At 62.8% G+C, this 25,831-nt stretch carries 22 protein-coding genes; 14 read left to right on the plus strand and 8 right to left on the minus strand.

Annotation, left to right across the window (positions count from 1 at the left end):
- Positions 1-8: 8 nt before the first annotated feature.
- Positions 9-383: a hypothetical protein gene (locus HDE75_RS16215; RefSeq protein WP_183676722.1), complete on the plus strand. Its 375-nt coding sequence runs from the start codon at positions 9-11 to the stop codon at positions 381-383.
- Positions 384-455: 72 nt separating this feature from the next.
- Here HDE75_RS16215 and HDE75_RS16220 read toward each other — a convergent pair whose 3' ends face one another.
- Both HDE75_RS16220 and HDE75_RS16225 read right to left on the minus strand, forming a co-directional pair.
- Positions 456-2,867, minus strand: coding sequence for a coiled-coil domain-containing protein (locus tag HDE75_RS16220; protein ID WP_221291873.1), 2,412 nt, complete (start codon positions 2,865-2,867; stop codon positions 456-458).
- A gap of 191 nt (positions 2,868-3,058) precedes the next feature.
- Positions 3,059-4,072, minus strand: a complete 1,014-nt coding sequence (locus tag HDE75_RS16225) for a serine/threonine protein kinase (protein WP_183676721.1) — start codon at positions 4,070-4,072, stop codon at positions 3,059-3,061.
- Positions 4,073-4,175: 103 nt separating this feature from the next.
- Between HDE75_RS16225 and HDE75_RS16230 the strand changes: the two genes are divergently transcribed.
- The 5 genes from HDE75_RS16230 (at position 4,176) to HDE75_RS16250 (ending at position 10,042) form a co-directional block, all read left to right on the plus strand.
- Positions 4,176-4,874 carry a UPF0149 family protein gene (locus HDE75_RS16230; RefSeq protein WP_183676720.1) on the plus strand — a complete coding sequence of 233 codons (699 nt, stop codon included), beginning with the start codon at positions 4,176-4,178 and terminating at the stop codon, positions 4,872-4,874.
- Between the two features lie 82 nt (positions 4,875-4,956).
- Positions 4,957-5,865 (plus strand): LysR family transcriptional regulator, encoded by a 909-nt coding sequence (locus HDE75_RS16235; RefSeq protein WP_183676719.1) that lies wholly within the window; start codon positions 4,957-4,959, stop codon positions 5,863-5,865.
- 110 nt (positions 5,866-5,975) lie between these two features.
- Positions 5,976-7,523 carry an MFS transporter gene (locus HDE75_RS16240; protein ID WP_183676718.1) on the plus strand — a complete coding sequence of 516 codons (1,548 nt, stop codon included), beginning with the start codon at positions 5,976-5,978 and terminating at the stop codon, positions 7,521-7,523.
- Between the two features lie 24 nt (positions 7,524-7,547).
- Entirely contained in the window at positions 7,548-8,624 is a 1,077-nt protein-coding gene (locus tag HDE75_RS16245) for an HlyD family secretion protein (protein WP_221291874.1), read from the plus strand.
- A complete protein-coding gene (locus HDE75_RS16250) occupies positions 8,621-10,042 on the plus strand; it encodes an efflux transporter outer membrane subunit (protein WP_183676717.1) in 1,422 nt (473 codons plus the stop codon). Before HDE75_RS16245 ends, HDE75_RS16250 begins: the two co-directional genes overlap by 4 nt.
- A 9-nt stretch (positions 10,043-10,051) precedes the next feature.
- On the opposite strand, the gene HDE75_RS16255 is transcribed toward HDE75_RS16250, so the two are convergent.
- The 5 genes from HDE75_RS16255 to HDE75_RS16275 form a co-directional block, all read right to left on the minus strand.
- Positions 10,052-10,867: an ATP-binding cassette domain-containing protein gene (locus HDE75_RS16255; protein WP_221291875.1), complete on the minus strand. Its 816-nt coding sequence runs from the start codon at positions 10,865-10,867 to the stop codon at positions 10,052-10,054.
- A 10-nt stretch (positions 10,868-10,877) separates the two neighbouring features.
- Positions 10,878-11,927 (minus strand): FecCD family ABC transporter permease, encoded by a 1,050-nt coding sequence (locus tag HDE75_RS16260; RefSeq protein ID WP_183676715.1) that lies wholly within the window; start codon positions 11,925-11,927, stop codon positions 10,878-10,880.
- On the minus strand, positions 11,924-12,862 hold the full coding sequence (locus tag HDE75_RS16265; protein ID WP_183676714.1) for a heme/hemin ABC transporter substrate-binding protein: 939 nt from the start codon (positions 12,860-12,862) through the stop codon (positions 11,924-11,926). The genes HDE75_RS16260 and HDE75_RS16265 overlap by 4 nt, the downstream gene beginning before the upstream one ends.
- Entirely contained in the window at positions 12,850-13,962 is a 1,113-nt protein-coding gene (locus HDE75_RS16270; protein WP_183676713.1) for a hemin-degrading factor, read from the minus strand. The genes HDE75_RS16265 and HDE75_RS16270 overlap by 13 nt, the downstream gene beginning before the upstream one ends.
- A 212-nt stretch (positions 13,963-14,174) precedes the next feature.
- Entirely contained in the window at positions 14,175-15,092 is a 918-nt protein-coding gene (locus HDE75_RS16275) for a DMT family transporter (protein WP_183676712.1), read from the minus strand.
- A gap of 243 nt (positions 15,093-15,335) precedes the next feature.
- On the opposite strand from HDE75_RS16275, the gene gcvA reads away from it, so the two are divergent.
- Positions 15,336-16,274: a transcriptional regulator GcvA gene (gene gcvA, locus HDE75_RS16280; protein ID WP_183676711.1), complete on the plus strand. Its 939-nt coding sequence runs from the start codon at positions 15,336-15,338 to the stop codon at positions 16,272-16,274.
- 1 nt (position 16,275) lies between these two features.
- On the opposite strand, the gene orn is transcribed toward gcvA, so the two are convergent.
- Entirely contained in the window at positions 16,276-16,866 is a 591-nt protein-coding gene (gene orn, locus HDE75_RS16285) for an oligoribonuclease (RefSeq protein ID WP_183676710.1), read from the minus strand.
- 55 nt (positions 16,867-16,921) lie between these two features.
- On the opposite strand from orn, the gene HDE75_RS16290 reads away from it, so the two are divergent.
- The 7 genes from HDE75_RS16290 to HDE75_RS16320 all read left to right on the plus strand — a co-directional run bounded on the left by HDE75_RS16290 (position 16,922) and on the right by HDE75_RS16320 (position 25,726).
- Positions 16,922-18,202 carry a M48 family metallopeptidase gene (locus HDE75_RS16290; protein WP_183676709.1) on the plus strand — a complete coding sequence of 427 codons (1,281 nt, stop codon included), beginning with the start codon at positions 16,922-16,924 and terminating at the stop codon, positions 18,200-18,202.
- Positions 18,199-18,558 carry a 4a-hydroxytetrahydrobiopterin dehydratase gene (locus HDE75_RS16295; protein ID WP_183676708.1) on the plus strand — a complete coding sequence of 120 codons (360 nt, stop codon included), beginning with the start codon at positions 18,199-18,201 and terminating at the stop codon, positions 18,556-18,558. The genes HDE75_RS16290 and HDE75_RS16295 overlap by 4 nt, the downstream gene beginning before the upstream one ends.
- Positions 18,555-19,460 carry a ribosome small subunit-dependent GTPase A gene (gene rsgA / locus HDE75_RS16300; RefSeq protein WP_183676707.1) on the plus strand — a complete coding sequence of 302 codons (906 nt, stop codon included), beginning with the start codon at positions 18,555-18,557 and terminating at the stop codon, positions 19,458-19,460. The genes HDE75_RS16295 and rsgA overlap by 4 nt, the downstream gene beginning before the upstream one ends.
- A 282-nt stretch (positions 19,461-19,742) precedes the next feature.
- Positions 19,743-20,210, plus strand: coding sequence for a hypothetical protein (locus HDE75_RS16305; protein WP_183676706.1), 468 nt, complete (start codon positions 19,743-19,745; stop codon positions 20,208-20,210).
- A 138-nt stretch (positions 20,211-20,348) separates the two neighbouring features.
- Entirely contained in the window at positions 20,349-23,210 is a 2,862-nt protein-coding gene (locus HDE75_RS16310; RefSeq protein ID WP_183676705.1) for an ATP-binding protein, read from the plus strand.
- 292 nt (positions 23,211-23,502) lie between these two features.
- Positions 23,503-24,423, plus strand: coding sequence for an ornithine carbamoyltransferase (gene argF, locus HDE75_RS16315; RefSeq protein WP_183676704.1), 921 nt, complete (start codon positions 23,503-23,505; stop codon positions 24,421-24,423).
- Between the two features lie 67 nt (positions 24,424-24,490).
- Positions 24,491-25,726, plus strand: coding sequence for an argininosuccinate synthase (locus HDE75_RS16320; RefSeq protein WP_102297967.1), 1,236 nt, complete (start codon positions 24,491-24,493; stop codon positions 25,724-25,726).
- The last annotated feature ends 105 nt before the right edge of the window (positions 25,727-25,831 follow it).

Here is a 25,831-nt window from a genome sequence, read left to right on the forward strand (position 1 = left end):
AGCCCACCATGACCCCTACGACCAAAAAAGTCACATTCGCCTTCGTCATCTTCATCGTGGCCGGCATTCTGCTGCTGGCTGCGTACACGTGGATGGCGCTCAGCTTTTCGTATTCGGAAGGCGAACGGGCTGGCTACCTGCAAAAGTTTTCCAAACGGGGCTGGATCTGCAAGACCTGGGAAGGCGAGTTGCTGCTGACGGCGCTGCCAGGCACGATCCCGGAAAAATTCCAGTTCAGCGTGCGCGATGAAGCAGTGGCCAAACAATTGTCAGCGGCCGCGGGCAAGCATATTCTCGTCAGCTACAGCCAGCACAAGGGCGTGCCGACCCAGTGTTTCGGTGAGACGGAATATTATGCGGACAAGGTGGTGCTGAGTCCTTGATGCTGCTTCCTGCATAAAAAAAAACGGGGCCAGACGACTAGTCTGGCCCCGTTTTTTATGCCCGCCTGTTTTTTAGCGTGCGCGCCACACTCCCGCCGCGCCAGCGTGCTCCAGCTGCGCCGAACCATCATTCAAGCTGGCTTGTTCAGCCTTGGCGCGGGCCGAGGCCAGCGCGCTGGCAAATTCGCCGTGCTGGTGCTGCTGTTGCAGGCTGACGCGCAAGCTCGCCAGTTCGTGTTCCTGCTTCTGCGCGCGCTGCATTTCCAGTTCCAGTAATTGCTGCTTTGCTTCGGCCATGGCGCGCGTGGTATCAGCCACCTTGCGCTGCAATGCCGCGTGGGCCTGGGCGCTGGCCAGCAAGGCTTGCTGCGCCTGCGCCTTGTCGCTGGCAGCCTTCTGCGCATCCAGTTCCAGCTGTTCGCGCTGGCGCATGGCGTCCAGCGCCTGCTGTTCCAGCATGGCGCGCTCTTCGGCGGCGGCAGTCGCCTGCTTTTCTGCTTCCAGGCGGCTGGCGATGGCTTTCGATGCACGTTCTTCGGCAGCGCTGGTCTGGCGCTGCTGCACCAGTTTTTGCGCGATCAAGGCCAGCGATTCGCGCTCGGCGCTGACAAAGTCACGCTCGGAGGCCAGCAAGGCCTCGGCTGCCTGCGCTTTTTCACTTTCCACGCGGGCGCGTTCAGCATGTACCTGGCCCAGCTCCACGGCCAGGCGCGCCTGTGCCTGTACCGCTTGCGCGGCGGCAGCCTTCTGTTCGCCTTCCACCAGCGCCTGGTCCATCAGGGTGCGGATGGCGTCCGCTTCCTGCTGGGCCGCTTGCGTCAAGGCCAGTTCGGCTGCCTGCTGGCCGCGCAGCAGTTCGGCTTGCGCCTGTTCGGCGCTAGCGCGTTCCTGGGCCGCGTTCAAGGCCAGCGCTTCGGCATCGAGCTTACGGTGCAATGCCTCGATGGCGGCTTGTTCGGCCTCGGCGCGCTGCTGTTCGGCCATCTGCAGCAAGGCTGCCTGGGCGGCTTTTTCCTCGGCCAGCGCAGCAACTTGCGCCTGCGTCACCAGCTGCGCATCGACGCTGGCAATGGCTTCCTGTTCGGCTGCATTCTGGCGTGCCGCCAATGCCTGCTTTGTTTCTGCCTGTTCGACGCGCTCTTGCGCCAGATACACGGCGCGCTGTTCTTCTTCCGCCAGCAAGGCAGCGGCGGCAGCAGCCGCTTGCTCGGCCACTTCACGTTCCTTGGTGTGCGCCAGGGCAGCCGTTTCCGCTTCCAGCTTGGCGTGGCCGGCGGCTTCTGCATCCTGTTCGGCTGCCACGCGGGCCAGCGCCACGGCGCGCAGCTGGCGGTCCACTTCGATGCGCGCTTCGGTAGCGGCCAGGATGCGCAGGTCGGCATCGCGGCGCGCCTGGGCGCTGGCGGCTGCCACCATTTCCAGGCGTTCGCGGTGGACCGCTGCGTCGCGCAATTCTTTTTCGGTCTGCAAGCGCAGATGCAGCGACTGCGCCGCATGGCGCTCGGACTCCGCCTGTGCCAGGGCGATCGCTTCACGCTCCTGTTCCAGGTGGGCCAGCGCGCGCGCTTCTTCCAGCGCACGCACTTCAGCGGCGGCCCGGTTAAAAGCAGACTCCAGCGCGATCTGGTCGGCACGCTCGCGCTGCACCGTCAATTCCAGCGCTTCGCTTTCGGCCTGGGCCAGCATCTGCGCCGTCTGGCGCGCACCGTGCGCATGGCGCTCGCGCTCACGGGCCAGCACGGCCATGCGCGCATCGGCCGTAGCGATGCCCATCATTTCATCCTTGGCTGCCTGCACGGCGGCCACGCGTTCAACAGCCTGCAAGCGAGCCTGCTCCGTCTGTTCCTGCAATTCTTCGGAGGCGCGCGCGGCCTGCTCGGCCAATTCCGACTGCACGGCGATTTGCTCGCTGGCGCGCTTGCGGTGTTCCTGTTCGACGCGGGCGCGCTGTTCGGCAGCCAGGCGGATTTCATTGTCCGCTTCCACGCGGGCGCGCAATTGCTCCGTTTCCTGCTTCACCGCTTCCAGGCGGGCCACGCTCGCCTGCGCAGCGGCGCGCATGGTTTCCAGGCGTTCGCGGTTGGCGGCAATCGCGTCTTCGGCAGCTTGCGCATTTTGCTGTGCTGCCGCAGCGGCGGCGGCGTCGATGGCGGCGCGGTCTTCGGCCAGCGAACGCACGCGCGCTTCGGCCAGGGCCCGGCTTTCGGCGGCGCAAGTGGCTTTGGCTTCCGCTTCCACGCGGGCGATGGCTTCGTGGATGGCTTTTAATTCCGTTTGCTGGCGGTCGGGAACGCCCCTGGTCTCGACGACCGGTTCCGCCTCAACTTCGGCCACGGCCTGTGGCGCTTCGGCAGGGCTAGCCTCTGGCGCCGCGGTAGCCAATTCATTGAAATCATGCAGCGAGACGATGCTGTCCTGGTCAAACTCGTCATCGGCGGCATATGCGCTATTGAGGGAGGCGGCCTGGTTGTGCTGTGCTTGCATGATTTCTCGCTTATTCGTGTCAATTCCATCGTTTTATGGAACTATTAGCGCCATTATCGAGCAGGCATGCGCCATTCAGCAGCCCAAGAAGAAGGCAATTTACGGCCTTGTTCCCAATTTGAACCGTACTTTAAGCGTCCGAGAAAATGCTCAGGGCAATGCAACGCCGCCATGGGCGTTTTATCGCACGCTTAAATTGGCCATAAGGGCGCTTCGTCCATCAACGCCACCTGTTCACGCAGCTCCAGAATCCGGTCCTGCCAATAACGCTGCGTATTAAACCAGGGGAAAGCGACGGGGAAGGCGGGGTCGGTCCAGCGGCGGGCCAGCCAGGCCGAGTAATGGATCAGCCGCAGGGTGCGCAGCGCTTCGACCAGGTAGAGCTGGCGCGGGTCGAAATCGCAAAAATCTTCATAACCGGCCAGGATGTCGCTCATCTGGCGCACCATATCGCCCCGCTCGCCCGACAGCATCATCCATAAATCCTGGATCGCCGGCCCCATGCGGCTATCATCGAAATCGACGAAATGGGGGCCGGCGTCCGTCCACAGCACGTTGCCGCCATGGCAATCGCCGTGCAGGCGCAGCACGGCCGTGTCGCCGGCGCGGTCATAGCAGCGCTTGACGCCGTCGAGCGCCTGCGCCGCCACGCTGGAATACGCGGCCAGCAGCTCGGGCGGAATAAAATCGTTGGCCAGTAAAAAGTCGCGCGGCTCGGCGCCAAAAGTCGTGGGATCGAGCGCCGGGCGCTCCTTGTAGGCCGACAGCGCCCCCACGGCGTGGATGCGGCCGATAAAGCGCCCTATCCATTCCAGTGTGTTCGGGTCGTCCAGCTCGGGCGCGCGGCCGCCATGGCGGGGAAACACGGCAAAACGAAAACCCTGGAATTGGTGCAGGGTAGCCCCATGGACAGCCAGCGCCGGCACGACCGGGATCTCGCGCTCGACCAGCTCGGACACAAACGCATGTTCTTCCAGGATGGCGGCATCGCTCCAGCGCTCGGGGCGGTAAAATTTGGCCACCAGCGGCGCGCTATCCTCGATACCGACCTGATAAACGCGGTTTTCATAGCTGTTCAGCGCCAGCAATCGGCCATCGCCGCGCAAACCGATGCTGTCCAGGGCGTCGAGCACGCAATCGGGGCTCAGTGCAGAAAAGGGATGGACGGGCCGGGCGTCCTCGTGCGGCGGGTTTTCGTTGTGCATAAGCGCCATTGTAAGGGGCTGGCAGCTGCATGTGTGCAAACACTTCGGCGGCAGCCGGCAGCAAGGCGTATACTAGCGGCTTACATTACACAAAGAGCAAGCCATGCAACTCGAACAGCCATTATCAGAAAAAGAATTCGACGAACTAGACCAATTCCTGTTGTCGGAGCGCTGCTCCGAAGACGCAATGACCATGGATATGCTGCACGGCTATCTGACGGCCGTCGCCATCGGCCCGGAACCGATCATGCCGGCCGAGTGGTTGCCGCGCGTCTGGGGCGAAGACATCAAGGATGCGCCGAAATTCAAGAACGGCAAGGAAGAAGAACGCATCATCAACCTGATCATGCGCTTCATGAATGAAGTGCTGGTGACGTTTGAAGTGGCGCCAAAAGAATTCGAACCGCTGTTCGTCGAGCACGAGCACGCAGGCCAGACCCTGATCGACGCCGAAGCCTGGTGCTGGGGCTTCTGGGACGGCATGGAACTGCGCCCTGGCTCCTGGGATGAAATCTGGGACTCCGAAGTGGGCGACCTGATGCAGCCGGTATATCTGCTGGGCGCCGACGAGATCGAGGAAGAAGAACTGCAACTGGTGGAAGACCCGGTCAAGGCGCACAAGCTGGCCCAGGAACTGGAAGCCAACCTGCCCGCCATCCACCGTTTCTGGGTGCCACGCCGCAAACCGGCCGTGCAAACCATCAAGCGCGAAGAGCCCAAAGTGGGCCGCAACGACGACTGCCCTTGCGGCAGCGGCAAGAAGTTCAAGAAGTGCTGCGGCGCCGAAGGCAGCGCAGAGTAATACCGTAGCATAGTCATAACCATGCGCCGGAGTCCTTCCGGCGCAGCCCTCCCCCTGCAGCACCCGGCGCTATAATCGGCGCATGAAACTCCCCGACCTGAATCTGCTGATCGCCCTCGACATCTTGCTGCAGGAAGGCAGCGCCGTGGCCGCTGCGCGCCGCATGAACCTGAGTACACCCGCCATGAGCCGCACCCTGGCGCGCATCCGCGAGGCCATCGGCGACCCGGTATTCGTGCGCTCGGGGCGAGGCTTGACGCCGACCCCGCGCGCGCTGGAATTGCGCGAACAGGTGCGCGGTGTGGTGGAACAGGCGCACGCCGTTTTCACCTCGGGCCGCGAAGTGGACCTGGCGACCCTGGAACGCACTTTCAGCCTGCGCGCCAACGATGTCTTTGTCGGCGCCTATGGCGGCAAGCTGCGCGACATGCTGGCCAGCCACGCGCCCAACACGGTGCTGCGCTTCGTGCCCGAAGGCGATGGCGACACCGATGGCGACGCCCTGCAGGCCGGCCGCATCGACCTGTATATCGGTTCCCTGCGCAGCTTCGCGCCCGACATCAAGCGGCAAAGCCTGTTTAGCACTTCGTTTGTCGGCATCGCCCGCGATGACCACCCGATCTTCGATGGCACCATCGACCTGGCCCGCTTTATCGCCTACGACCATATCAGCGTCTCGCGCCGGGGCCTGGCACGCGGACCGTTCGACACGGCACTGGCCGAACGGGGGCATACGCGCCGCGTCTCCCTGATCACCGCCAATTTTCACTCGGCCATCTTCGCCGCCGCCGATTCCCGGCTGATCCTGCCACTGATGCCGCGCCATATGCTGCCCATCGTCGAACGCCTGGGCTTGAAACTGCGCGCCTTCGATTTGCCGCTGCCCGTCGAGAGCGTAGAAATCGTGCAAGCCTGGCACCCGCGCCTGGACAACGACCATGCGCACCAGTGGCTGCGGCGCATGCTGAAAGACGTATGCCGCGATAACTGAAGCAGCACAACCATTGCATCAGACGCAATCGAGCATTCCTGAATTATCAATTTTCACAAGATTAACGGCTACCTATACTGCGTGGACTGATCCCTCTCCACGGAGTTATTGTGTCTGCCGTCCTGTCTCCTGCCTTATCCACCGGCTCTACCGGCGCCGCTCCTGCCGCGCCGCCGCCAGCACAACAAGCCATCTTCGGCCTGCGCCTGGCCACCGGCCTGTGCGGCGTGCTGCTGGCCGTGCTGGTGTCCGGCCTGAATGAAAACATCACCAAGATCGCGCTGGCCGATATCCGCGGCGCGATGGGCATCACGCGCGATGACGCCAGCTGGCTCGTGGCCCTGTACGCGGCCGCCTCGGTATCGGCCATGGCTTTCGCGCCCTGGTGCGCCGCCACTTTCTCGCTGCGTCGCGTGACCCTGGCCGCCATCGCCACCTGCATGCTGATGGGTTTTCTGTGCCCGTTCGCGCCCAATCTGCCCGTGCTGCTGGCCATGCGCATGGTGCAGGGCGCAGCCGGCGGCGCGCTGCCGCCCATGCTGATGACGGTGGCGCTGCGCTTTTTGCCACCCAATATCAAACTGTATGGCCTGGGCGGTTATGCGCTCAGCGCCACGTTCGGCCCCAGCCTGGGCACGCCGCTGGCCGCCTTCTGGACCGACTACCTGGGCTGGCAATGGGCCTTCTGGCAAGTCATCCCGGGCAGCATCGCCGCCCTGCTGATGGTGTCCTGGGGCTTGCCGCAAGATCCGCTGCGCCTGGAACGCTTGCGCCAGTTCGACTGGCGCGGCCTGCTGCTGGGCTTGCCCGCCATCAGCATGCTGGTAGTCGGTCTGGTGCAGGGCGAACGGCTGGACTGGTTTGCCTCGCCCTTGATCTGCCTGCTGACAGGTGGCGGCGGCCTGCTGCTGGTGCTATTTTTCATCAACGAATGGTCCCACCCGCTGCCCTTCTTCAAGCTGCAGCTGCTGGCCAGGCGCAACCTGAGCCACGCGCTGCTGACCTTGGGCGGCGTGCTGTTCGTGCTGCTGGCCGTGATCATGATCCCCTCCGCCTACCTGGCACAGGTGCATGGCTACCGCCCGCTGCAGACGGCGCCCGTGATGCTGACGGTCGCCCTGCCACAGTTGCTGGCCTTGCCGCTGGTGGCCGCGCTGTGCAATCTGCGCGCCGTCGACTGCCGCTGGGTGCTGGCCATCGGCCTGGGCCTGCTGGCGATGTCCTGCCTACTGGGCGCGCGCATGTCGCCGGACTGGATACGCGATCATTTTTATGCCTTGCAGGCGCTGCAGATTTTTGCCCAGCCCATGGCGGTGATTCCGCTGCTGTTGCTGGCCACCACCGGCCTGGCGCCAGCCGACGGTCCATTCGCCTCGGCGTGGTTCAACACCATCAAGGGCATGTCGGCCATCGTGGCCGGCGCCTTGCTCGATGCGTCGATCACGCGCCGCAACCATTTTCATTCGACTGTGCTCAGCGAGCGCCTCGGCAACTTGCCTGACGGTGTAGACATGACGGGCATGGCGCAGCGCATGCATGCGCAAGTCGTCACCCTGACCTCTTCCGACCTGTACCTCACCGTGGCCGCCATCGCGCTGGCCATGATAGTGCTCATCCCCATCCTGCCGACGCGCATCTACCCGCCGCGGGCAGCCTGATTTTTATTTTACGAAAGAGCCACCATGAACGTTCCCATCCTGCGCTCACGCGCCTTTTTATTCGGCCTGGCTGTACTGGCCTGCGCCCTGGCCTATGGCGCCTGGCACTGGCTGTTTTCCAGCCGCGATGAACAAAGCACCAACGATGCCTTCGTCAGCGCCGACTACACCATCGTGTCGCCCAAGGTGGGCGGCATCGTGCAGCAAGTGCTGGTGGAAGACAACCAGGCCGTCAAGGCAGGCCAGCTGTTGCTGACCCTAGACGACCGCGACTACCAGGCAGCCGTCGCCGCAGCCCGCGCGGAAGTGGCGGGCGCCGTGGCGCAACTGGCCAATGCGCGCGCCACCAGCGAGCGCCAGCAATCGGTGATCGAGCAAGCCTCGACCCAGGTCGAGGCCAATCAGGCCGAAGCGGCGCTGGCAAAACAGGAACTGGAACGCTACCAGCAGCTGGCCGGCCAGGGCGCGGGCAGCGTGCAAAACGCCCAGCAAGCGCAGTCGCGCTTTGACGTGAACCGCGCCCACCTGGCGCAACATCGCGCCGCCCTGGCTGCTGCGCGCAAGCAAACCGACATCCTGCAAGCGCAGCAGCAAGCGGCTGAAGCTACGCTGCAGCGCGTCCAGGCCAGCCTGCAACGGGCCGAACTCGATCTGTCGCACACGCAGCTGCTGGCGCCCATCGGCGGCATCGTGGGCCACCGCGCCGTGCGCGCGGGCGCGCTTGTCAATCCGGGGGCCAGCCTGCTGGCCGTGGTGCCCCTGAACCGTAGCTTTATTGTCGCCAACCTGCAGGAAACGCAGCTGGCCCATGTGCGCCAGGGCCAGCACGCCAGCATCACGGTCGACGCCTATCCGGGTCTGGCACTGCGCGGCAGCGTGCACAGCATCGCCCCCGCCACCGGCGTGACGTTTTCCGCCATCGCCCCCGAAAACGCCACCGGCAATTTCACCCGGGTGGTACAGCGCATTCCCGTAAAGATCGCACTCGAGCCGGGCCAGGATAGCGAACACCGGCTGCGCGTAGGCATGTCGGCCGATGTCAGTATCGATACCTCGCTGCGCCAGATGCCCCTGCAACAGCTACAGGTGAGCGCACGATGAAAACCGTCACCCTACTCTTCGTAACAACCCTGGGCCTGGCCGGCTGCGGCAACGTCGGTCACGACTTCCAGCGCCCGCAAGCAGCATTGGGTACGCAATGGCTGCAAGCCGATGGCCCCCATTTCACGGCGCTGCAAGCCACGGCGGCCGAACAGCGCTGGTGGGACAGCTTTGGCGACGCCACGCTGTCGTCGCTGGTTCAGCGCGCCGCCAGCAGCAACCTGGCCGTGCAGGCAGCGGCCAGCCGGCTGGAACAAAGCCGCGCGGCGCGTGGCGTGGCGGGTGCGGCGCAAGCCCCATCTCTGAGCGCCAATGGCGCTTACAGCCGCGCGCGCAACAGCGGGCAAGGTTTGATCGATGCCTCTGGCCTGAATGGACAGTCCGCCTACAATCTGTGGCAAACCAATCTGGACGCCAGCTGGGAGCTGGACCTGTGGGGCCGCGTGCGGCGCGAAGTGGAAGCGGCCGATGCGCGCACCGGTGTGGCGCAAGAGCAGCAACGGGGCGTGCTGCTGGCCGTGATGGCGGAAACGGCGCGCGACTATATCGAACTGCGCGGCGCACAGCAAACCCTGGCCATCACCGAACGATTGCTGGCGATTGCACGCCGCACGCAAGAACTGAGCCGCATCCGCAGGCAGCTAGGTGCGGGCACGGATCTGGATATCGCCGAAGCTGCCGCCCACGTGGCCACCATCGAAGCACGCCTGCCGCCCTTGCAGCAGCATGAAACGCGCCTGGTCAACGCCATCAGCCTGCTGCTGGCCCTGCCGCCGCAAGCGCTGCAGACCGAGCTGGCGGCAGCGGGGAAGATTCCGTTTGTCGCCATGCCGGTGCAGCTGGGGGTGCCGGGGGAACTGGCTGAACGGCGCCCGGACATCCGCGCCGCCGAAGCGCAGCTGCATGCGGCGACGGCCGCCATCGGCGTGGCGCAAGGCGATTTTTATCCGCGCATCACCTTGTCTGGCAGCGTCGGCCTGCAAACGATGCAGCTATCCGATATCGGCTGGGACGCCAAAAGTTTTGCCTTCGGTCCCGGCTTCAGCCTGCCACTGTTCGATGGCGGCCGGCTGCGCGGCAGCTTGCTGCTGCGCGAGGCGCAGCAGCAGGAAGCAGCCATCGCCTACCGCCAGACGGTGCTGGCCGCCTGGCATGAAGTGGAAGATGCGCTGTCGGCTTATCAGGCGCAGGAACGGCGCCAGGCCAGCCTGGACGAAGCTGTGCGCCAGGGCCGCCGCGCGCTGCAGGGCGCCGAGCTGCAATACCAGCAGGGCAGCGTGGACTTGATGCATGTGCTGCAAGTGCAAAATGCGCTGCTGGCCAACGAAGCGGCGCTGGTCGACAGCCGCGCCGCCGCGTCGCTATCGCTGGTGGCGGTCTACAAGGCACTGGGCGGCGGATGGGAGGTGGTAAATTAAGGCGCTCAATCAAGACGCGGCGTACAGGCGCGGCTTGCGCAAGCCGCTGCTAGCACTGCCGCCACGTGCCGGAATCACGCACACATCGCCATCGGCATTGGTGGCCGTCGTCAGCGCAATGCCGTACAGTTCTTCCAGCGCCGGCAAGGCCTGGGCATCGCTGGCGATATCGTCCGTCAGCTGGCCCGAGCGCACCAGCAGCAGGCGGTCAAAACCCAGCAAGGCGTGGTTGATGTCGTGCAGGATGGCGATGACGGCGTGGCCACGCGCACGGGCAAAACTGTCCAGGCTTTCCAGCAGGTCGAATTGCAGGCCGGGGTCGAGGGCGGCCAGCGGTTCATCGACCAGTATCAAGCCATTCTCGCTATCCCACATCTGCGCAAAGATGCGCGCCAGCTGCACCCTTGCCTGTTCGCCGCCGGACATGGTGTCCAGGGTGCGCCCCAGCAGATGCGTGGCGTGCGCCAGCGCGGCCGCTTGCGCAACGATGTTGTCCAACTGCGGGTCGGCCAGGCGCGCCACGCGGCCCAGGCCGATCACCAGTTCCGACAGCAAGCCAAACGCCACGTTCGACGCTTGCGGCAAGACAGCGCGGCGCAGGGCCATCTCACCCAGCGACCACTGTGCCAGCGGCCGGCCAGCGAATTGCAGCTGGCCAGACTGGGGGCGCAGTTCGCGCGCCATCAGTTTCAGCAGGGTCGATTTACCGGCCCCGCTGGGCCCCAGGATGGCGACCCGTTCGCCCACTCCGATCGTGAGATTGAAAGGACCGAAATACTGCTGCCCTAGTCGGGCGGTGGCAAATTCTAGTTCCAGTAGCGGCATGTTGGCCCCTCTAGGCATTGCTGTGGCGGAAACGCCGCAACAGCATCAGGAAAAATGGCCCGCCCAGCAAGGCCGTGAAAATACCGACGGGGACTTCCGCCGGAATGGCCACCGTGCGCGCCAGGGTATCGGCCAGCAACAGCAGCAAGCCGCCCGCCAGCATCCCCAGCGGCAGTACTTTGCGCTGGTCGGCGCCCAGCCAGGTCCGCACCAGGTGCGGCGCGATCAAGCCGATAAAACCGATGCCGCCGCACCAGGCCACGGCAAAGCCGGTCAGCAGCGCCACCAGCACGATCACCTGCGTGCGCAGCTTGCCCACGTCGATGCCCACATGCTGGGCCGACGATACACCCAAGGCCAGCGCGTTCAAGGCGCGCATCAGGTGGCGCGTGGCCCACAGCGCAACGAGCATCACCGCCAGCAGCGCGGCGACCTGGCGCCAGCTGCCGGCCGACAAGGAACCCAGGGTCCAGAACGTCAGGGTGCGCAATTGATCGTCGCTGGCCATGTAGATGCACAGGCCCATAACGGCCACCGTGATCGCGTTCAAGGCCACGCCCGTCAGCAGCAAGCCGACGATGGAACCGGGCGTGGCCCAGCGCGCGACCCTGTCGAGCAAAACACAGATCAGCATGGCGCCGCCAAACGCGGCGGCTGGCAGCAGCCACAGGCGCAGCTCGGGCGCTACGTGCAAGCCGGCGGCAAACACGATGGTGATGGCGCCAAAACAGGCGGCGCCGCTGCTGATGCCCAGGAGGCCAGGGTCGGCCAGGGGATTGCGGAACAAACCCTGCGTCAAGCCACCGGCCAGCGCCAAGATGGCGCCTATCAGCACGGCAAACAGGGCGCGCGGCAAGCGTATATGCCACAGCACATAGGCGCCGCCCGAGAGTCCATCGTCGCCAGATTGCAACGGCGCCAGCCAGTCATTGAGCGTCACCGACACGGCGCCCGCCTGTACGGCGATGATCAGACCGGCGGCCAGGGCCGCGAACAGCAAGCCGGTAGCGCTCCAGCGCCAGCTTGCAAGCCGCGTGGGCCTCAAGCTTGCAGCACTCATGCGGCCATGGCTTTCGCAAACGCGGCATCGAGCTCGGTCAGCGCCTGCGGCATGCGCGGACCAAAGCCCAGCAGCAGCATGGCTTCGAGCGAGACGATGCGGTGCTTGCGTCCGGCTGGCGTCTGTTCGAGACCCGGCAATTTCAAGATGCCTTCCACCCCGCCCGAGGCTTTCAAGCCCTGGTCGGTGACCAGCACCACGTCGGGACGCGCGGCGATCACCGCTTCCGGCGTGAGCGGCTTGTATCCGGCAAATCCTGCTTGACCACCCATCACATTGACGGCGCCCGCATAGGCCAGCATGGCGTCGGCGCCCGTCTCGCGCCCCCCGACCATCACCTGATTCGGTGCGTGCGCGAGGATGAACAGCACACGCACCGGCGCATGTGCAGACGACTGGCGGCGCTGCTGCACGCTGGCCAGCGCGCCATCCCATTGCTTTTGCAGGGTCTGCGACAAACGCGCCGCCGGTTCAACGCGGCCAGTCAGCTGACCTACTTGTTTTACCCGCTCCAGTACGCCTTCAAACTTGTTGTTCGCGTTCAGCACGGACACCGATACGCCCGCGTCGCGCACCTGGCGCAGCACGGTCGGCGGCCCTGCTTCTTCGGTGGCGATCAGCTGGGTCGGCGCCAGCGACAGCAGCCCTTCGGATGACAGGGTGCGCGCATAACCGACCTGCGGCAGCTTTTGCGCCGTGGCGGGAAATAGCGAAGTCGTATCGACGCCCACCAGATCGGCTTGTGCATCGAGCGCGTAGACGATCTCGGTCAATGCGCCACCCACGCTGATGAGGCGGCGCGCCCTGGTCACCGGCTTGCCCGCGTCGGCCACGGCGGCCAGCACTTGCATCGGCGCGGCCAGCGCCAATGCGCCAACGCCCATTTTTTTCAGCGCGATCCGGCGCGCGACACTGGCGGCGATCAAGCGGCGCATAATTCGTACTCCTGTTGTGCTTTTTCGACGATGTTGCGCCATTCGCACAATTCATGCGCGCCTGGTTTACGTTCACCAAAGAACATGACGATTGTGTCGCCCTTTTCATCGAACAGTTCGACCGACGTGACCAGGCCGTCAACGGTGGGCTTGCGCACCACCCAGGCGCTGGCGACATGGTCTTCGCGCAAATGCAGATTGAAGCGCGCATCGAGGATATTGATCCACGGGCCCATCACGGCGATCTTTTGCACGGGGCCGGAGTGGATCTGGATCATGCCGGCATTGCCGACAAACGCCATGATGGAGACGTTTTCGCGGGCCGCGTCATTGAGCAGGTCCAGCACGCAGGCTTTGTCGAGCTGCTGCACGAAACGCGCTTCGGCCAGGCGCAAGCCTTGCAGGCGCGAGACTGAATATTTTTTCAGCAAGGTGAAAAATTCATGCGTGTCGCGCAAGTCTGCCCAGGCCGCACGAAAACCGGCCACGTCGATTTGCGCATCGGGTAGTTCAACGGGCGCGGGCGCAGGCGCCGTGACGGCGATGCCGGGTTCCTGATCGTCGTCGGCAAAGCGCGTCACCAGCGCCTCGTAGGCAGCCAGGTCGCTTTGCGGCTTCAAAAAAATCTTGTGCACGGCATGGCCGGCCGCATCAAAGAATTGCAGGCTGCGCTGCACTTCCTTGTCGCCCACTTTTTCGGTCAACTCGCTGACGGCAAAACCATGGACCCACTGGCGGTAAAACACGCGCAAGTCGATGTCGCCGCCCAGCACCAGGCCGACATGGTGGTTGTGGCTGGCATTGCGATAGACACCGGTTTTTTCATGCACGCACGAAACGTTGCGCGTCAGGGCCATGACTTCGCCCAGCGGCTCCAGGGCGGCGATGATGGCCGGCCAGTCGGCCTGCAGGCGCTCGGCGCCCAGCAAGGCGCCATCGGCCAGCGACAAGCCCGCGTGTGCGGCAATCAGCTCGCCTTCGGAGATATTGAGCTCAGTGGCGATATCGCGGTGGCGGGCTTTTTTTTCACGGCGCAGGCGGGCAAATTCGCCAGCGATGCTGTCGGTGCTGCGTGGGGTGAGCTCGGATGGAGACGGCACGGTGTATTCCTTTCAAGGCAAACACTGGCTGGCGTCACGCTGGCTGGTCAGGATGGATCGTGCATTGATTATAAATGAGAATCATTCGCAACTGAAATTTATTTGTGCGCGCCCCTGCCTAACCACGACGGGCAAAAAAAACGCCGCGATGAACGCGGCGCAAAGGAAACCTGATTTACGGGAAATCAGATGAGAAAAAAGTGAGTGGTGGCTCAGGCGCTCGCCTGTGCGGCGGGCATGGCCTCGGCCTCTTCCTTGGCCTCGGCCTTGGGCGCCGACCGCTGCGCCAGCAAGATCACGGCCGCCAGCACCATGGCGCCACCCAGCAGTTGCGTGCCGCTAACCTTTTCGCCCAGCAAGGTCACGCCAAAGGCCATGGTGATCACCGGCTCGAAGGTGGAAATAATCGAAGCCTTGGCGGCACCAATCTGCGCCACGCCGGCAAAGAAGGCGGCGATCGCGACCGCTGTCGAAAACAGGGCGATCACGCCGACCGCCAGCCAGCCGGTGGCCGTGCCCGGCAGCGAGACGCCTTGATACACTGCAATTGCGCTATTGGCCAAACCAGCCGTGCCCAGGATCACCACGCAGGCGGCCAGTGGGTGGATGTTTTCCTTGCTCTTGGCCAAGCTATTACCGAACAAAATGTAGACGGCATACACGCCAGCCGCCATCAACGCCAGGGCGATGCCGATAGGCTGGCCCTGCAGCTTGCCCCCCAGGGTAATGGCCATGCCGCCGATCGCCAGCGCCATCAGGAGCAGCATACGGCGGTCCAGCTTTTCCCAGCCCAGCGCCAGGGCCAGGATGGTGACCAGCACCGGATACACATACAGCAGCATGCCGCACAAGCCGCTGCTGGCGTACAGCAGGGCATTGAAATAGCCTTGCGACTGGGCCGTGTACATCAGGCCCATCAGCATATAACCGGCCAGCAGGCGGCCGCGCGGCAAGCGCCAGCCACCGAGCCAGACCAGCGGCAGCAGCAGTGCGGCGGCAATCACGAAACGCAAGGCCAGCATGGTCGACGGGTTGACCCCGGACGCATAGGCAGCCTTTGCAAACACTGCGGAGCTGCCGAAACCGGCGGCCGACAGCAACACCAACGCAACAGCGCGGCGATCAGACATGAAAACCTCGTCAAATAATCGGGTAGATATGGGGTCAAGCAGGAATAGCCAAGCTGGGTAAGCGGATCGCCTTTACAGGCTGCCGTCCTGACATGTTATGCATTAGGGATATTGCGGGTCTTGTAACGCATAGTCGGCATCATATTCTCTTGCATAAGATGAGACAAACCAATATTCTTCACGGATAGGCTCAGTAATATTAAGGCTTACCGATTTAGGCTCACCGATTTAAGGCTCACTTGTATGTCCCGCTATCTGCCCCCGCTCGCCTCCCTGCACGCCTTCGAGGCTGCCGCCCGCCATGAAGGCTTCCAGCGGGCCGGTGAAGAGTTGCATGTCTCGGCCGGCGCCATCGGCCACCACGTCAAACAATTGGAGGCTTGGCTGGGGGTAGTCTTGTTCCAGCGCATGCCGCGTGGCGTGACGCTGACCAGCGCGGGCCAGCGCTATGCGGCCGCGCTCGGCCCCATCCTGATCCAGCTGGCCGATGTATCGGAGCAGGCGCGCCGCCAGGGCGATGAAAAAGTGGTCACGGTAACGGCCACCAGCTCGCTGGTGTCGCGCTGGCTGATGCCGCGCCTGGGCCGGCTGCGCGACCGCCATCCGAATATCGAATTGCGCGTGCTGGCATCGATGCATCCGGTGGACCTGGTGCGCGATGGCGTGGATGTGGCTATCCGCCTGGGACCGGGACGCTATCCGGGCTTGAAAGTGGATTTATTGATGGAGGAATGGTTTTCAGCCGTCTGCAGTCCAGGCTTCCGGGCCAGCGCCAGCAATCTGCGTACACCAAGCGACTTGCTGCGCTATCCGCTGCTGCACGATGAACCGGAAGTGCATTTGCCTGGAGAAATCGACTGGGCCCGCTGGCTGCATAGCTGCGGCGTGCATTACAGTGGCAATAGTGGCAATAGCGGTGCGCGCTTCTCACACACGTATTTATGCCTGGACGCGGCCGCCAGCGGCCAGGGCGTGGCGATTGCGGCCGGCCCGCTGATCGACGACGACTTGCGCTCGGGCCGCCTGGTGCGCCTGTTCGAACACAAGGTGCTGGGACCGCTGTGCTACTACCTGCTGCGCTCGCCCCAGGCGGAAACCCGGCCCCAGGTACATGCATTTTGCGAATGGCTGATCGCCGAGGCCCGCGCCGACCAGGAAACTGTCTGGCCGGCGGTGGAGTAACTTACAATTTAATGAAGTGCTCGCGGTAATACTTGAGTTCTTCGATCGATTCCAGGATATCGGCCAGCGCCGTGTGCTTCTGGTGCTTTTTGAAACCGGTGGCGATTTCAGGCTTCCAGCGCTTGCACAGCTCTTTCAGGGTCGACACGTCCAGGTTGCGGTAGTGGAAGAACGCTTCCAGCTTCGGCATGCCGCGTACCATGAAGCGGCGGTCCTGGCCGATGGTGTTGCCGCACATGGGCGACTTGCCTGCAGGCACATATTTTTTCAGGAAGGCGATCAGTTCCGCTTCCGCCTGGGCTTCCGTCACGGTCGACGCTTTTACCTTCTCGATCAAGCCCGAACGGCCATGCGTGCCCTTGTTCCAGGCATCCATCTTGTTCAAGGTTTCATCGGATTGATGAATCGCAAAGACAGGACCTTCGGCCAGCAGGTTCAGGTGCATGTCCGTGACCACCACCGCCACCTCAATGATGCGGTCGGTGTCAGGCTCCAGGCCCGTCATCTCCATGTCGACCCAGATCAGGTTCATTTCATTGGGACGGGCAGGAACGGCGGGTGCGGATGCAGTTAAGTCGGTCGCTTGTGACATAATTCTCTCTTGGCCTATCAAACTAAATAATCAGCCATTTTCTCACAGGCACAGAATGTATTCACTCGCGTTTTCGATTTTGTTTGTTTCCATCCTCATTTTGACCCTGGTCGTGCGCTTCTGGCTCGCTTCCCGGCAAATTCGCCATGTGCTGGCCCACCGCGCAGCCGTGCCCGCAGAATTTGCCGAAAAGATCCCGCTGGCCGCGCACCAGAAGGCCGCCGACTACACGGTCGCCAAGACCAAGTTCGGCTTGCTGACCTTGCTCGTCAATAGCGGCGTGCTGATCGGTTTTACCCTGCTGGGCGGCCTGCAATGGCTGGCCGGGCATCTGCAGGCGCTGACGGGCACGGGCATGTGGTCACAGATCGCGCTGATCGTGGCCTTTGCCGTCATTTCCGGCCTGATCGACCTGCCTTTCGATTATTACCGCCAGTTCGTGCTGGAACAGCGCTTCGGCTTCAACACCATGCGCCGTGGCCTGTTCTTTGCCGATATGCTCAAGGGTGCGCTGCTGGGCGCCGCCATCGGCCTGCCGCTACTGTGGGTAGTCTTGAGCCTGATGGCCAAGTCGGGCGACCTGTGGTGGCTGTACGCCTGGTTCGTGTGGAGCGGCTTCCAACTGCTGATGATGGTGCTGTACCCTACCGTGATCGCCCCACTATTTAATAAATTCGTGCCGCTGGCCGACGAGTCCCTGAAAAGCCGCATCGAAGGCTTGATGCAGCGCGTGGGTTTCGCTTCGAAAGGCTTGTTCGTCATGGACGGTTCCAAGCGCAGCGCCCATGGCAATGCGTATTTCTCGGGCTTTGGCGCCAACAAGCGCATCGTTTTCTTCGACACCCTGCTGTCGCGCCTGGCGCCGCAGGAAATCGAAGCCGTGCTGGCGCACGAGCTGGGGCATTTCAAGCTCAAGCACATCGTCAAGCGCATCGCCATGATGTTTTTGATCTCGCTGGGTTTCCTGGCGCTGCTGGGCTACCTGAAGACGCAGCCGTGGTTTTATGCGGGCCTGGGCGTCAATCCCGTGGCGCTGACCTTATCTGGCCAGGGCCAGGGGACGGATGCGCTGGCCCTGCTGCTGTTCATGCTGGTGTTGCCGGTCTTTACCTTCTTGCTGGGCCCCTTGAGTTCGCTCAGCTCGCGCAAGCACGAATTCGAGGCGGACGCCTTTGCCGCCACACACACGCAAGCGGACGACCTGGTGTCGGCGCTGGTGAAAATGTATGAAGACAATGCCTCGACCCTGACGCCCGACCCGCTGCACTCTGCTTTTTATGACTCGCACCCGCCGGCCAGTGTACGCATCCGCCACCTGAAAGGAGCAGCCGCATGAGCACCGATACCGTTCCATTGGAACAACAAGATTGCTCGCCGCAGCAGCAGGCATTGAGCGACGTTGACGCGGCCGCGCTGCTGGCCCTGCTGCCCCAGTGGTCGCTGCAAAACGGCAAGCTATGCCGCGACTTTGGTTTCAAGAATTATTACCAGACCCTGGCGTTCGTGAACGCCCTGGCGCATATGACACACAAACAAGACCATCACCCGGAGCTCATCATTAATTACAAAACCTGCGCCGTGCGCTACGACACCCACTCGGTCAACGAGGGTGCCGGTGGCCTGTCGGCCAACGACTTCATCTGCGCCGCCAAGGCTGACCTCATCTACGATAGCGGCGTGACGGCACCATGAGCGACAGCAAATTAAGCGGCGTCATCATCGCCGCCCACGGCCGCCATTACCTGGCCGACGTGGATGGCGCCAAGCTGCAATGCGTAACGCGCGGCAAGAAGACCAATGTGGCCGTGGGCGATATCGTGCACCTGACGCGCACGTCCAGCGACCAGGCAGTGATCGACCGCATCGAAGAACGCAAGACCCTGCTGTACCGCTCGGACCAATATAAATCCAAGCTGCTGGCAGCCAACCTGACGCAGCTGTTCATCGTGGTGGCGACCGAACCGGGCTTTGCCGACGACCTGATTTCGCGCTCGCTGGTGGCGGCCGACGCGGCCGGTATCGAGGCGCGCATCATCCTCAATAAAACCGATGTGACGGCCTCGCTGGAAAAAACCCGTGAACGCCTGCTGCCGTACTCCTCGCTCGGCTACCCGGTGCATGAAGTGTCGGCGCGCGCCCAGCCTGAACACGCGGTAGCCACCTTGGCGCCGCTGCTGGCAGGCCAGTCATCGATCTTGATCGGCCAGTCAGGCATGGGCAAGTCCTCCCTGATCAACCTGCTGGTGCCGGACGCCGACATCGCCGTGCGCGAAATCTCGGCCGCGCTCGACACGGGCAAGCACACCACCACGTTTACGCGCCTGTACAAGCTCGACGAATTGGGCCAGCACAGCTCCATCATCGATTCGCCGGGTTTCCAGGAATTCGGCCTGTATCACTTGAGCGAAGGCATGCTGGAACGCGCATTCCGCGAATTCCAGCCCTACCTGGGCGGCTGCAAATTCTACAATTGCCGCCATTTGATCGAGCCCCAATGCGCGATCCTGCAAGCCTTGGCCGACGGCAAGATCGCCAGGATGCGCCACACCCTGTATGGCCAGCTGCTGCACGAATCGGCGCAAACGCTGTATTGATCTTCAGTTCCCTGCCGCTGCCTGCGGCAGGGACTCAAACCAAAGCAAGCTCTGTAATTCCCAGTAAAACAAAATTTAATTTTGTCACTGGAATCGTTATCCGGCATTAATCCCAAATCCATCCCGGTTTTTTGCGTTTCAGCGCCAGAAACCTGCCTTTCATCGCCTGCCGCTGGCTGCGGCACATGACGTTTGCTACCTTGATATCTGTCCCTGCAGGAAACCTGGCAGCGACGACACGGTCTAACTTCTTATCCTCAACCCTGATTGAAGGTGAATATCATGCAAACCTCACGCCGCCTCTCTTTTACCGCTGCCGCCCTGGCCGCCACAGCATTGCTGACGCTCGCTTGCGCCAGCTCCCTGGCGCAAGCCGCCCCTCCCGACAGTGTCCATGTCAGCGTCGGTGCGCCCTACCACGTCACCGCGCAGGAAGCGCTCGATATTGAAAACAGTTATGCACTATCGAATCAACAGATACTGGTGGTGCGGGTGCAGGATCAACACTTCTTTGGCCGGCTGGCCAACAAGGACCAGCTCATGCAAGGACAAAGACAGGAAGTGGAAATCTACGCCCAGGCACCCGGCAAGTTTGTCACCAAGCGCGGCGCCAGCTTTGTATTCAGCAATGCTGGCGAGCATGTGGTGATTGATGACGCCCAGCTATTACCAGGACTGCGCGTGCCGGCCGACAGCCGCAACGCCAGCACGCGCGATGGCAGTACCAGCATCCGGCTGGTGTCGCGCTGAACTGGTGCGCGGCCGCCACGCCTGCGTGTGGAATCGCTGCCACAAACCGAACACCTCCCCCGATGCAGCTTACAATGCGGTCACTGATGGCCGTGTGATCACCGGCCATGATTACTGTTTGCGGGGGAGATGGTTTGCATGGAGATGTACGCGCTCGAACATGATATAGCACTGTGGGAAAGCGCTTTATTGCCCTTGCACGGTACGGCGCGTCTGCCACTGCTGCTTTTGCTATCCTGGCATTTGCGGCAACGTGACTGTGGCCGCTCCAAACTGCTGAGCGAGGAAGCGGGCGCCCTGTTGCCGCTGGCCAGCCTGACATCCGAGGAGCAAGCGCAGGCCGCTGCGCGGCTGCAACTGGTGCAGGCAGAACTGTTATGGCTGCGCGCCGAACTCGACGCGGCCGAAGCAATGGCCATGCGCGCCCATGCCACACTCAGGGCGCTGAATGATGGCGCCGGCTGCGCGGACGTCCACTGGCTGCTCTCTTCGATCGCCGTCGACCGTGGCGACCATGCGGGCTGCGATGCCCAATTGCAGGCGGCAGGTATCGAGGCGCGCAGTGCCGGCGACACCATGCGCGCCGACCTGGCCGATGCGGCAACCGCGCGCTGGGCGGTGCTGCGCGATGCACAGACAGCCCAGGCGCGCTGGAGTGATCACTTTCCCGCCCAGGCCACACACGGCGATGGACAGCTGGCCGCACCGCTGGCGGCCTGGGTGCACGACTTCCATGGCTTACTGGCACGTAATTCACGCGACCTGGGCCGGGCCGCCGGCCACTATATGCAAAGCTATGAAGCGGCGCTGGAAAGCGGGCAACTGCGTGCAGCGATCACGGCCGCCGCCAATATTGGCGACTGCCTTGCCAACCTCAACGATCATCAATCGGCGCTGGAATGGATGCAGTGCGCGCTGGACCTGGCGCGCCCGACGGGCTGGCCGCGCAGCATCGGCGCTTGCCAGATGCATACGGCGGAAACCATGCGCAAGCTGGGCCGCCTGGATGCGGCGGAAGAATTGCTGGGCGAAGCGCTGCGCCTGCTGGCGCCCATGTCCGGCGCGCGCAGCTACGCCAATGCCCTCTTCTATTTTGGCGAGCTGAGCCTGGACAAGGGGGAATACGATACGGCGCTGGGCGCCTTCCGCCAGCTGGCGCAACGCGCCGAGGCCCTGGGCCAGGCTGATTTTCGCTGCCTGGCCCAGCGCGGCAGCGCGCACGCGCTCTCTTACCTGGACCGGCCGGATGACGCACATCTGGCAGCCCGGCGCGCGCTGCAGCTGGCCACCCAGCAGGGCGACGCCATCAACCAGATCGCGGCCCTGCGCGTGCTGGCGATGCTGCATGCGCGCCACGATTTGCCGCCGCCGCCCGGCATGGCCGAGCGCAATCCGGCGCTGCATTATCTGCGCCAAGCGCTGCAGGTCGCCGACGCCATCGATGGCTATTCGCCACCGGGCGAACTGTTCGACGCGCTGGCCCGCGAATACGCGCATGTGGGCGACTATGCGCGCGCCTACGATATCGCCCTGGAAGCGGGTGCTGCACGTGAAAAAAGCCACACGCAGCAAGCCACCAACCGCGCCATCGCCATGCAGGTGCACCACCAGACGGAACATGCGCGCTCGGAGGGCTACCATCACCGCGAACTGGCCGCCTCCGAAGCGCGCCGCGCCGAAGTGCTGCAGCAAACCAGCGACACGCTCGAGCGCCTGTCGGCCATCGGCCAGGAAATCACCACCCACCTGGATGCGGACGCTGTGTTCCAGGTGCTGGACCGCCACGTGCATGCGCTGCTGTCGGCCCATACCTTCGCCGTCTACATGCTGGACTCTGCCGGCACGGTGCTGCGGCGCGCGTACGGCATGGAGGCAGGCCAGCTGCTGCCCGACAACGCCATCCCGCTCAATAATCCGCGCGCCTATTCCGTGCGCTGCCTGCTGGGCCGCAGCGAAGTGTATGTGCCCCAGGTACCGGCCAGGCGCCACGCCTATACCGTGCCCGGCACCCGGCATAACCAGAGCGTGCTGTACGTGCCCTTGACGGTGGGCGAACGGGTGCTGGGCGTGATGACGGTGCAAAGCTGCGATGCGGATGCCTACGGCGAGCGCGAACGGCTGATCTTCCGCACCTTGTGCGCGTATGGCGCCATCGCGCTCGACAACGCCAATGCCTATCGTCAGTTGCAGGATGCCCAGGCAAAGCTGGTGTCGCAGGAAAAACTGGCCGCCCTGGGTTCGCTGATGGCCGGCGTGGCGCATGAACTCAATACGCCGATCGGCAACAGCCTGCTGATCGCCAGCACCCTGCAGCAAAGAACGGAAGATGTCGAGCGCCTCATGAATGGCCCGGGCCTGCGCCGCTCCGAGCTGGCCAGCTATATAGACGATGCAGCCAAGGGGGCGGCGCTGGTGATGCGGGGACTGCATAGCGCGGCCGAACTGGTCAACAGCTTCAAGCAGGTGGCCGTCGACCGCACTACCGAGCAGCGGCGCCAGTTCGACCTGCAGCAGCTCAGCAACGAAGTCATCGCCACCGTGATGAACCGCATCCGCAGCTCGGGCCACAGGATCGAGACCGAGATCGCATCGGGCATCGCCCTCGACAGCTATCCAGGCCCCCTGGGCCAGGTGCTGACCAATTTGATCAATAACGCCCTGCTGCACGCTTTTGGCCACCTGGATAAAAATGGCAACGGCAGCGGTGGCGTAATGCACCTGCACGCCACAGCCAGCGCCACGCATGTGCAGATCCGTTTCAACGACAATGGCGCCGGCATCGCCGAACGGCATCTGTCGCGTATCTTCGACCCCTTCTTCACTACCAAGCTGGGCCAGGGCGGCAGCGGACTGGGACTGTCGATCAGCTACAACATCGTCACAGCCTTGCTGGGCGGGCAGATCCAGGTCGCCAGCAGCAGCGCCGGCACCTGCTTTACGCTAGATCTGCCACTGGTGGCGCCCCGGCTGGACTCGGCAGAGCCTGCCAATATCTATTAGAACCGCAGAGCCCTCATGGGGGCGGCATAATGGGGACGATACTTGTCTACACAAGTACCCGGCCCGCCTATCTTTCCAATCTAAAAGCAAAACCCTTATAATTGAACGGCTGTAGTTCTTGCCATTGCAATATTTTTAACTTGGCAATATGCATCGCGTCGCGCCACCAGGGCGTGCACAACGGTCAACTCAGCAGCGCGCCGGGGCAAGGCTCATCAGCGAAGTTGTCAAGCTGAGACACCCGGCGGGAAAGGCACGCCGCCGGCGGCCTGCGCATCTTCACGTGGTCATTATGTCGACAAAAAAACCGATCAAGCATTACCTCCAGTTCTCCGATTTCACGTTGGAAGAGTACGAATACGTGATCGAGCGCGCCCACCTGATCAAGCGTAAGTTCAAGAACTACGAGATCTATCACCCACTGATCGACCGAACACTGGTCATGGTCTTTGAAAAGAACTCGACCCGCACCCGCCTCTCGTTCGAGGCCGGCATGCACCAGCTGGGCGGCGCCGCCATCTACCTGAACACGCGCGATTCCCAGCTGGGCCGCGGCGAGCCGGTGGAAGACGCCGGCCAGGTCATGTCGCGCATGTGCGACATCATCATGGTGCGCACCTTCGGCCAGGACATCATCGAGCGTTTCGCCGCCAATTCGCGCGTGCCGGTGATCAATGGCCTGACCAATGAACACCATCCATGCCAGGTGTTTGCCGATATCTTCACCTATATCGAACACCGCGGCTCGATCGCCGGCAAGATCGTTGCCTGGATCGGCGACGCCAACAATATGTTGTATTCGTGGCTGCAGGCGGCCGAAGTATTCGGTTTCCACGTGAATGTCTCGACGCCGAAAGGCTATGATATCGACCTGTCGCAAGTGAAGACGGAACGCTACACCTTCTTCGACAACCCATCGGACGCCTGCGGGGGTGCGCACCTGGTCAACACGGACGTGTGGACCAGCATGGGTTACGAAGCAGAAAACGCGGCCCGTATCGCCGCCTTCGATGGCTGGATCGTCGACGGCGCCAAGATGGCCCGCGCCGCGCCCGACGCGCTGTTCATGCACTGCCTGCCTGCCCACCGCGGCGAGGAAGTGGCCGCCGAAGTAATCGACGGCCCGCAATCGGTGGTGTGGGACGAGGCGGAAAATCGCCTGCACGTGCAAAAAGCCCTGATTGAATACCTGTTACTGGGTAAAATCAACTAAGTCTTTATAATTGGCAGCACCCGGCAGCAGCAGTATTACATTGAATACAACGACAACTGGAAGCAATATGAGCGACATTAAAAAAGTAGTCCTGGCCTATTCCGGCGGACTCGATACCTCCGTCATCCTGAAATGGCTGCAAGATAACTACCAGTGCGAAATCGTCACCTTCACGGCCGACCTGGGCCAGGGCGAAGAACTGGAACCGGCACGCGCCAAGGCGATCAAGTTCGGCATCAAGCCGGAAAACATCCATATCGAAGATGTACGCGAAGAATTCGTGCGCGATTTCGTCTTCCCGATGTTCCGCGCCAATACCGTGTATGAAGGCGAATACCTGCTGGGCACCTCGATTGCCCGCCCATTGATCGCCAAGCGCCTGATCGAAATCGCCAACGCCACCGGCGCCGATGCGATTTCGCACGGCGCAACCGGCAAGGGCAATGACCAGGTGCGTTTCGAACTGGGCGCCTACGCGCTGAAACCAGGCGTAAAAATCATCGCCCCATGGCGCGAGTGGGATTTGCTGTCGCGTGAAAAACTGCTGAAATACGCAGAAGACGCCGGCATCGAAATCGACATGAAACACAAGAACGGCGGCGCGCCCTACTCGATGGACGCCAACCTGCTGCACATCAGCTTTGAAGGCCGCCACCTGGAAAACCCAAGTGCCGAAGCCGAAGAAAGCATGTGGCGCTGGACCGTCAGCCCTGAAAAAGCGCCGGACGAAGCCGAATACCTGGACATCGAATACGAAAAAGGCGATATCGTCGCCATCAACGGCGTGCGCATGTCGCCGGCCACTGTATTGGCTGAACTGAACAAGGTGGGCGGCAAGCATGGCGTAGGCCGCCTGGACCTGGTGGAAAACCGCTATGTCGGCATGAAATCGCGCGGCTGCTATGAAACGCCAGGCGGCACCATCATGCTCAAAGCGCACCGCGCCATCGAATCGATCACCCTGGACCGCGAAGTGGCCCACCTGAAAGATGATCTGATGCCACGCTACGCTTCGATGATCTACAACGGCTACTGGTGGGCGCCTGAGCGCGTCGCGCTGCAAACCCTGATCGATCATACGCAGCAAACCGTGAACGGCTGGGTACGCATCAAGTTGTACAAGGGCAATGTGATCGTCGTCTCGCGCGATTCGAAAACCGATTCGCTGTTCGACATGAACATCGCCACTTTCGACGAAGACGGCGGCGCCTACAACCAGGCCGACGCTGGCGGCTTCATCAAGCTGAACGCTCTGCGCATGCGCATCGCCGCCATCGCGCGCGAAAAACGCGGCCAGAAGTAATCAGCATCCCGGCAGCTATCATATCGATGCCTGCATGAGCCGCCTTCGGGCGGCTTTTTTGCATCTTGAGCGCACTCAGGCGCAAAATCCTGCCCTGATGCCGCC

This window comes from Janthinobacterium silvisoli, from assembly GCF_014200725.1.
Taxonomy (GTDB): Bacteria; Pseudomonadota; Gammaproteobacteria; order Burkholderiales; family Burkholderiaceae_D; genus Janthinobacterium.

Coding starts and splice junctions, on each gene's coding strand:
- HDE75_RS16215 (WP_183676722.1), top strand. CDS start 9: ATGACCCCTACGACCAAAAAAGTCACATTCGCCTTCGTCATCTTCATC.
- HDE75_RS16220 (WP_221291873.1), bottom strand. CDS start 2,867: ATGCAAGCACAGCACAACCAGGCCGCCTCCCTCAATAGCGCATATGCC.
- HDE75_RS16225 (WP_183676721.1), bottom strand. CDS start 4,072: ATGCACAACGAAAACCCGCCGCACGAGGACGCCCGGCCCGTCCATCCC.
- HDE75_RS16230 (WP_183676720.1), top strand. CDS start 4,176: ATGCAACTCGAACAGCCATTATCAGAAAAAGAATTCGACGAACTAGAC.
- HDE75_RS16235 (WP_183676719.1), top strand. CDS start 4,957: ATGAAACTCCCCGACCTGAATCTGCTGATCGCCCTCGACATCTTGCTG.
- HDE75_RS16245 (WP_221291874.1), top strand. CDS start 7,548: ATGAACGTTCCCATCCTGCGCTCACGCGCCTTTTTATTCGGCCTGGCT.
- HDE75_RS16250 (WP_183676717.1), top strand. CDS start 8,621: ATGAAAACCGTCACCCTACTCTTCGTAACAACCCTGGGCCTGGCCGGC.
- HDE75_RS16255 (WP_221291875.1), bottom strand. CDS start 10,867: ATGCCGCTACTGGAACTAGAATTTGCCACCGCCCGACTAGGGCAGCAG.
- HDE75_RS16260 (WP_183676715.1), bottom strand. CDS start 11,927: ATGAGTGCTGCAAGCTTGAGGCCCACGCGGCTTGCAAGCTGGCGCTGG.
- HDE75_RS16265 (WP_183676714.1), bottom strand. CDS start 12,862: ATGCGCCGCTTGATCGCCGCCAGTGTCGCGCGCCGGATCGCGCTGAAA.
- HDE75_RS16275 (WP_183676712.1), bottom strand. CDS start 15,092: ATGTCTGATCGCCGCGCTGTTGCGTTGGTGTTGCTGTCGGCCGCCGGT.
- gcvA (WP_183676711.1), top strand. CDS start 15,336: ATGTCCCGCTATCTGCCCCCGCTCGCCTCCCTGCACGCCTTCGAGGCT.
- orn (WP_183676710.1), bottom strand. CDS start 16,866: ATGTCACAAGCGACCGACTTAACTGCATCCGCACCCGCCGTTCCTGCC.
- HDE75_RS16290 (WP_183676709.1), top strand. CDS start 16,922: ATGTATTCACTCGCGTTTTCGATTTTGTTTGTTTCCATCCTCATTTTG.
- HDE75_RS16295 (WP_183676708.1), top strand. CDS start 18,199: ATGAGCACCGATACCGTTCCATTGGAACAACAAGATTGCTCGCCGCAG.
- rsgA (WP_183676707.1), top strand. CDS start 18,555: ATGAGCGACAGCAAATTAAGCGGCGTCATCATCGCCGCCCACGGCCGC.
- HDE75_RS16305 (WP_183676706.1), top strand. CDS start 19,743: ATGCAAACCTCACGCCGCCTCTCTTTTACCGCTGCCGCCCTGGCCGCC.
- HDE75_RS16310 (WP_183676705.1), top strand. CDS start 20,349: ATGGAGATGTACGCGCTCGAACATGATATAGCACTGTGGGAAAGCGCT.
- argF (WP_183676704.1), top strand. CDS start 23,503: ATGTCGACAAAAAAACCGATCAAGCATTACCTCCAGTTCTCCGATTTC.
- HDE75_RS16320 (WP_102297967.1), top strand. CDS start 24,491: ATGAGCGACATTAAAAAAGTAGTCCTGGCCTATTCCGGCGGACTCGAT.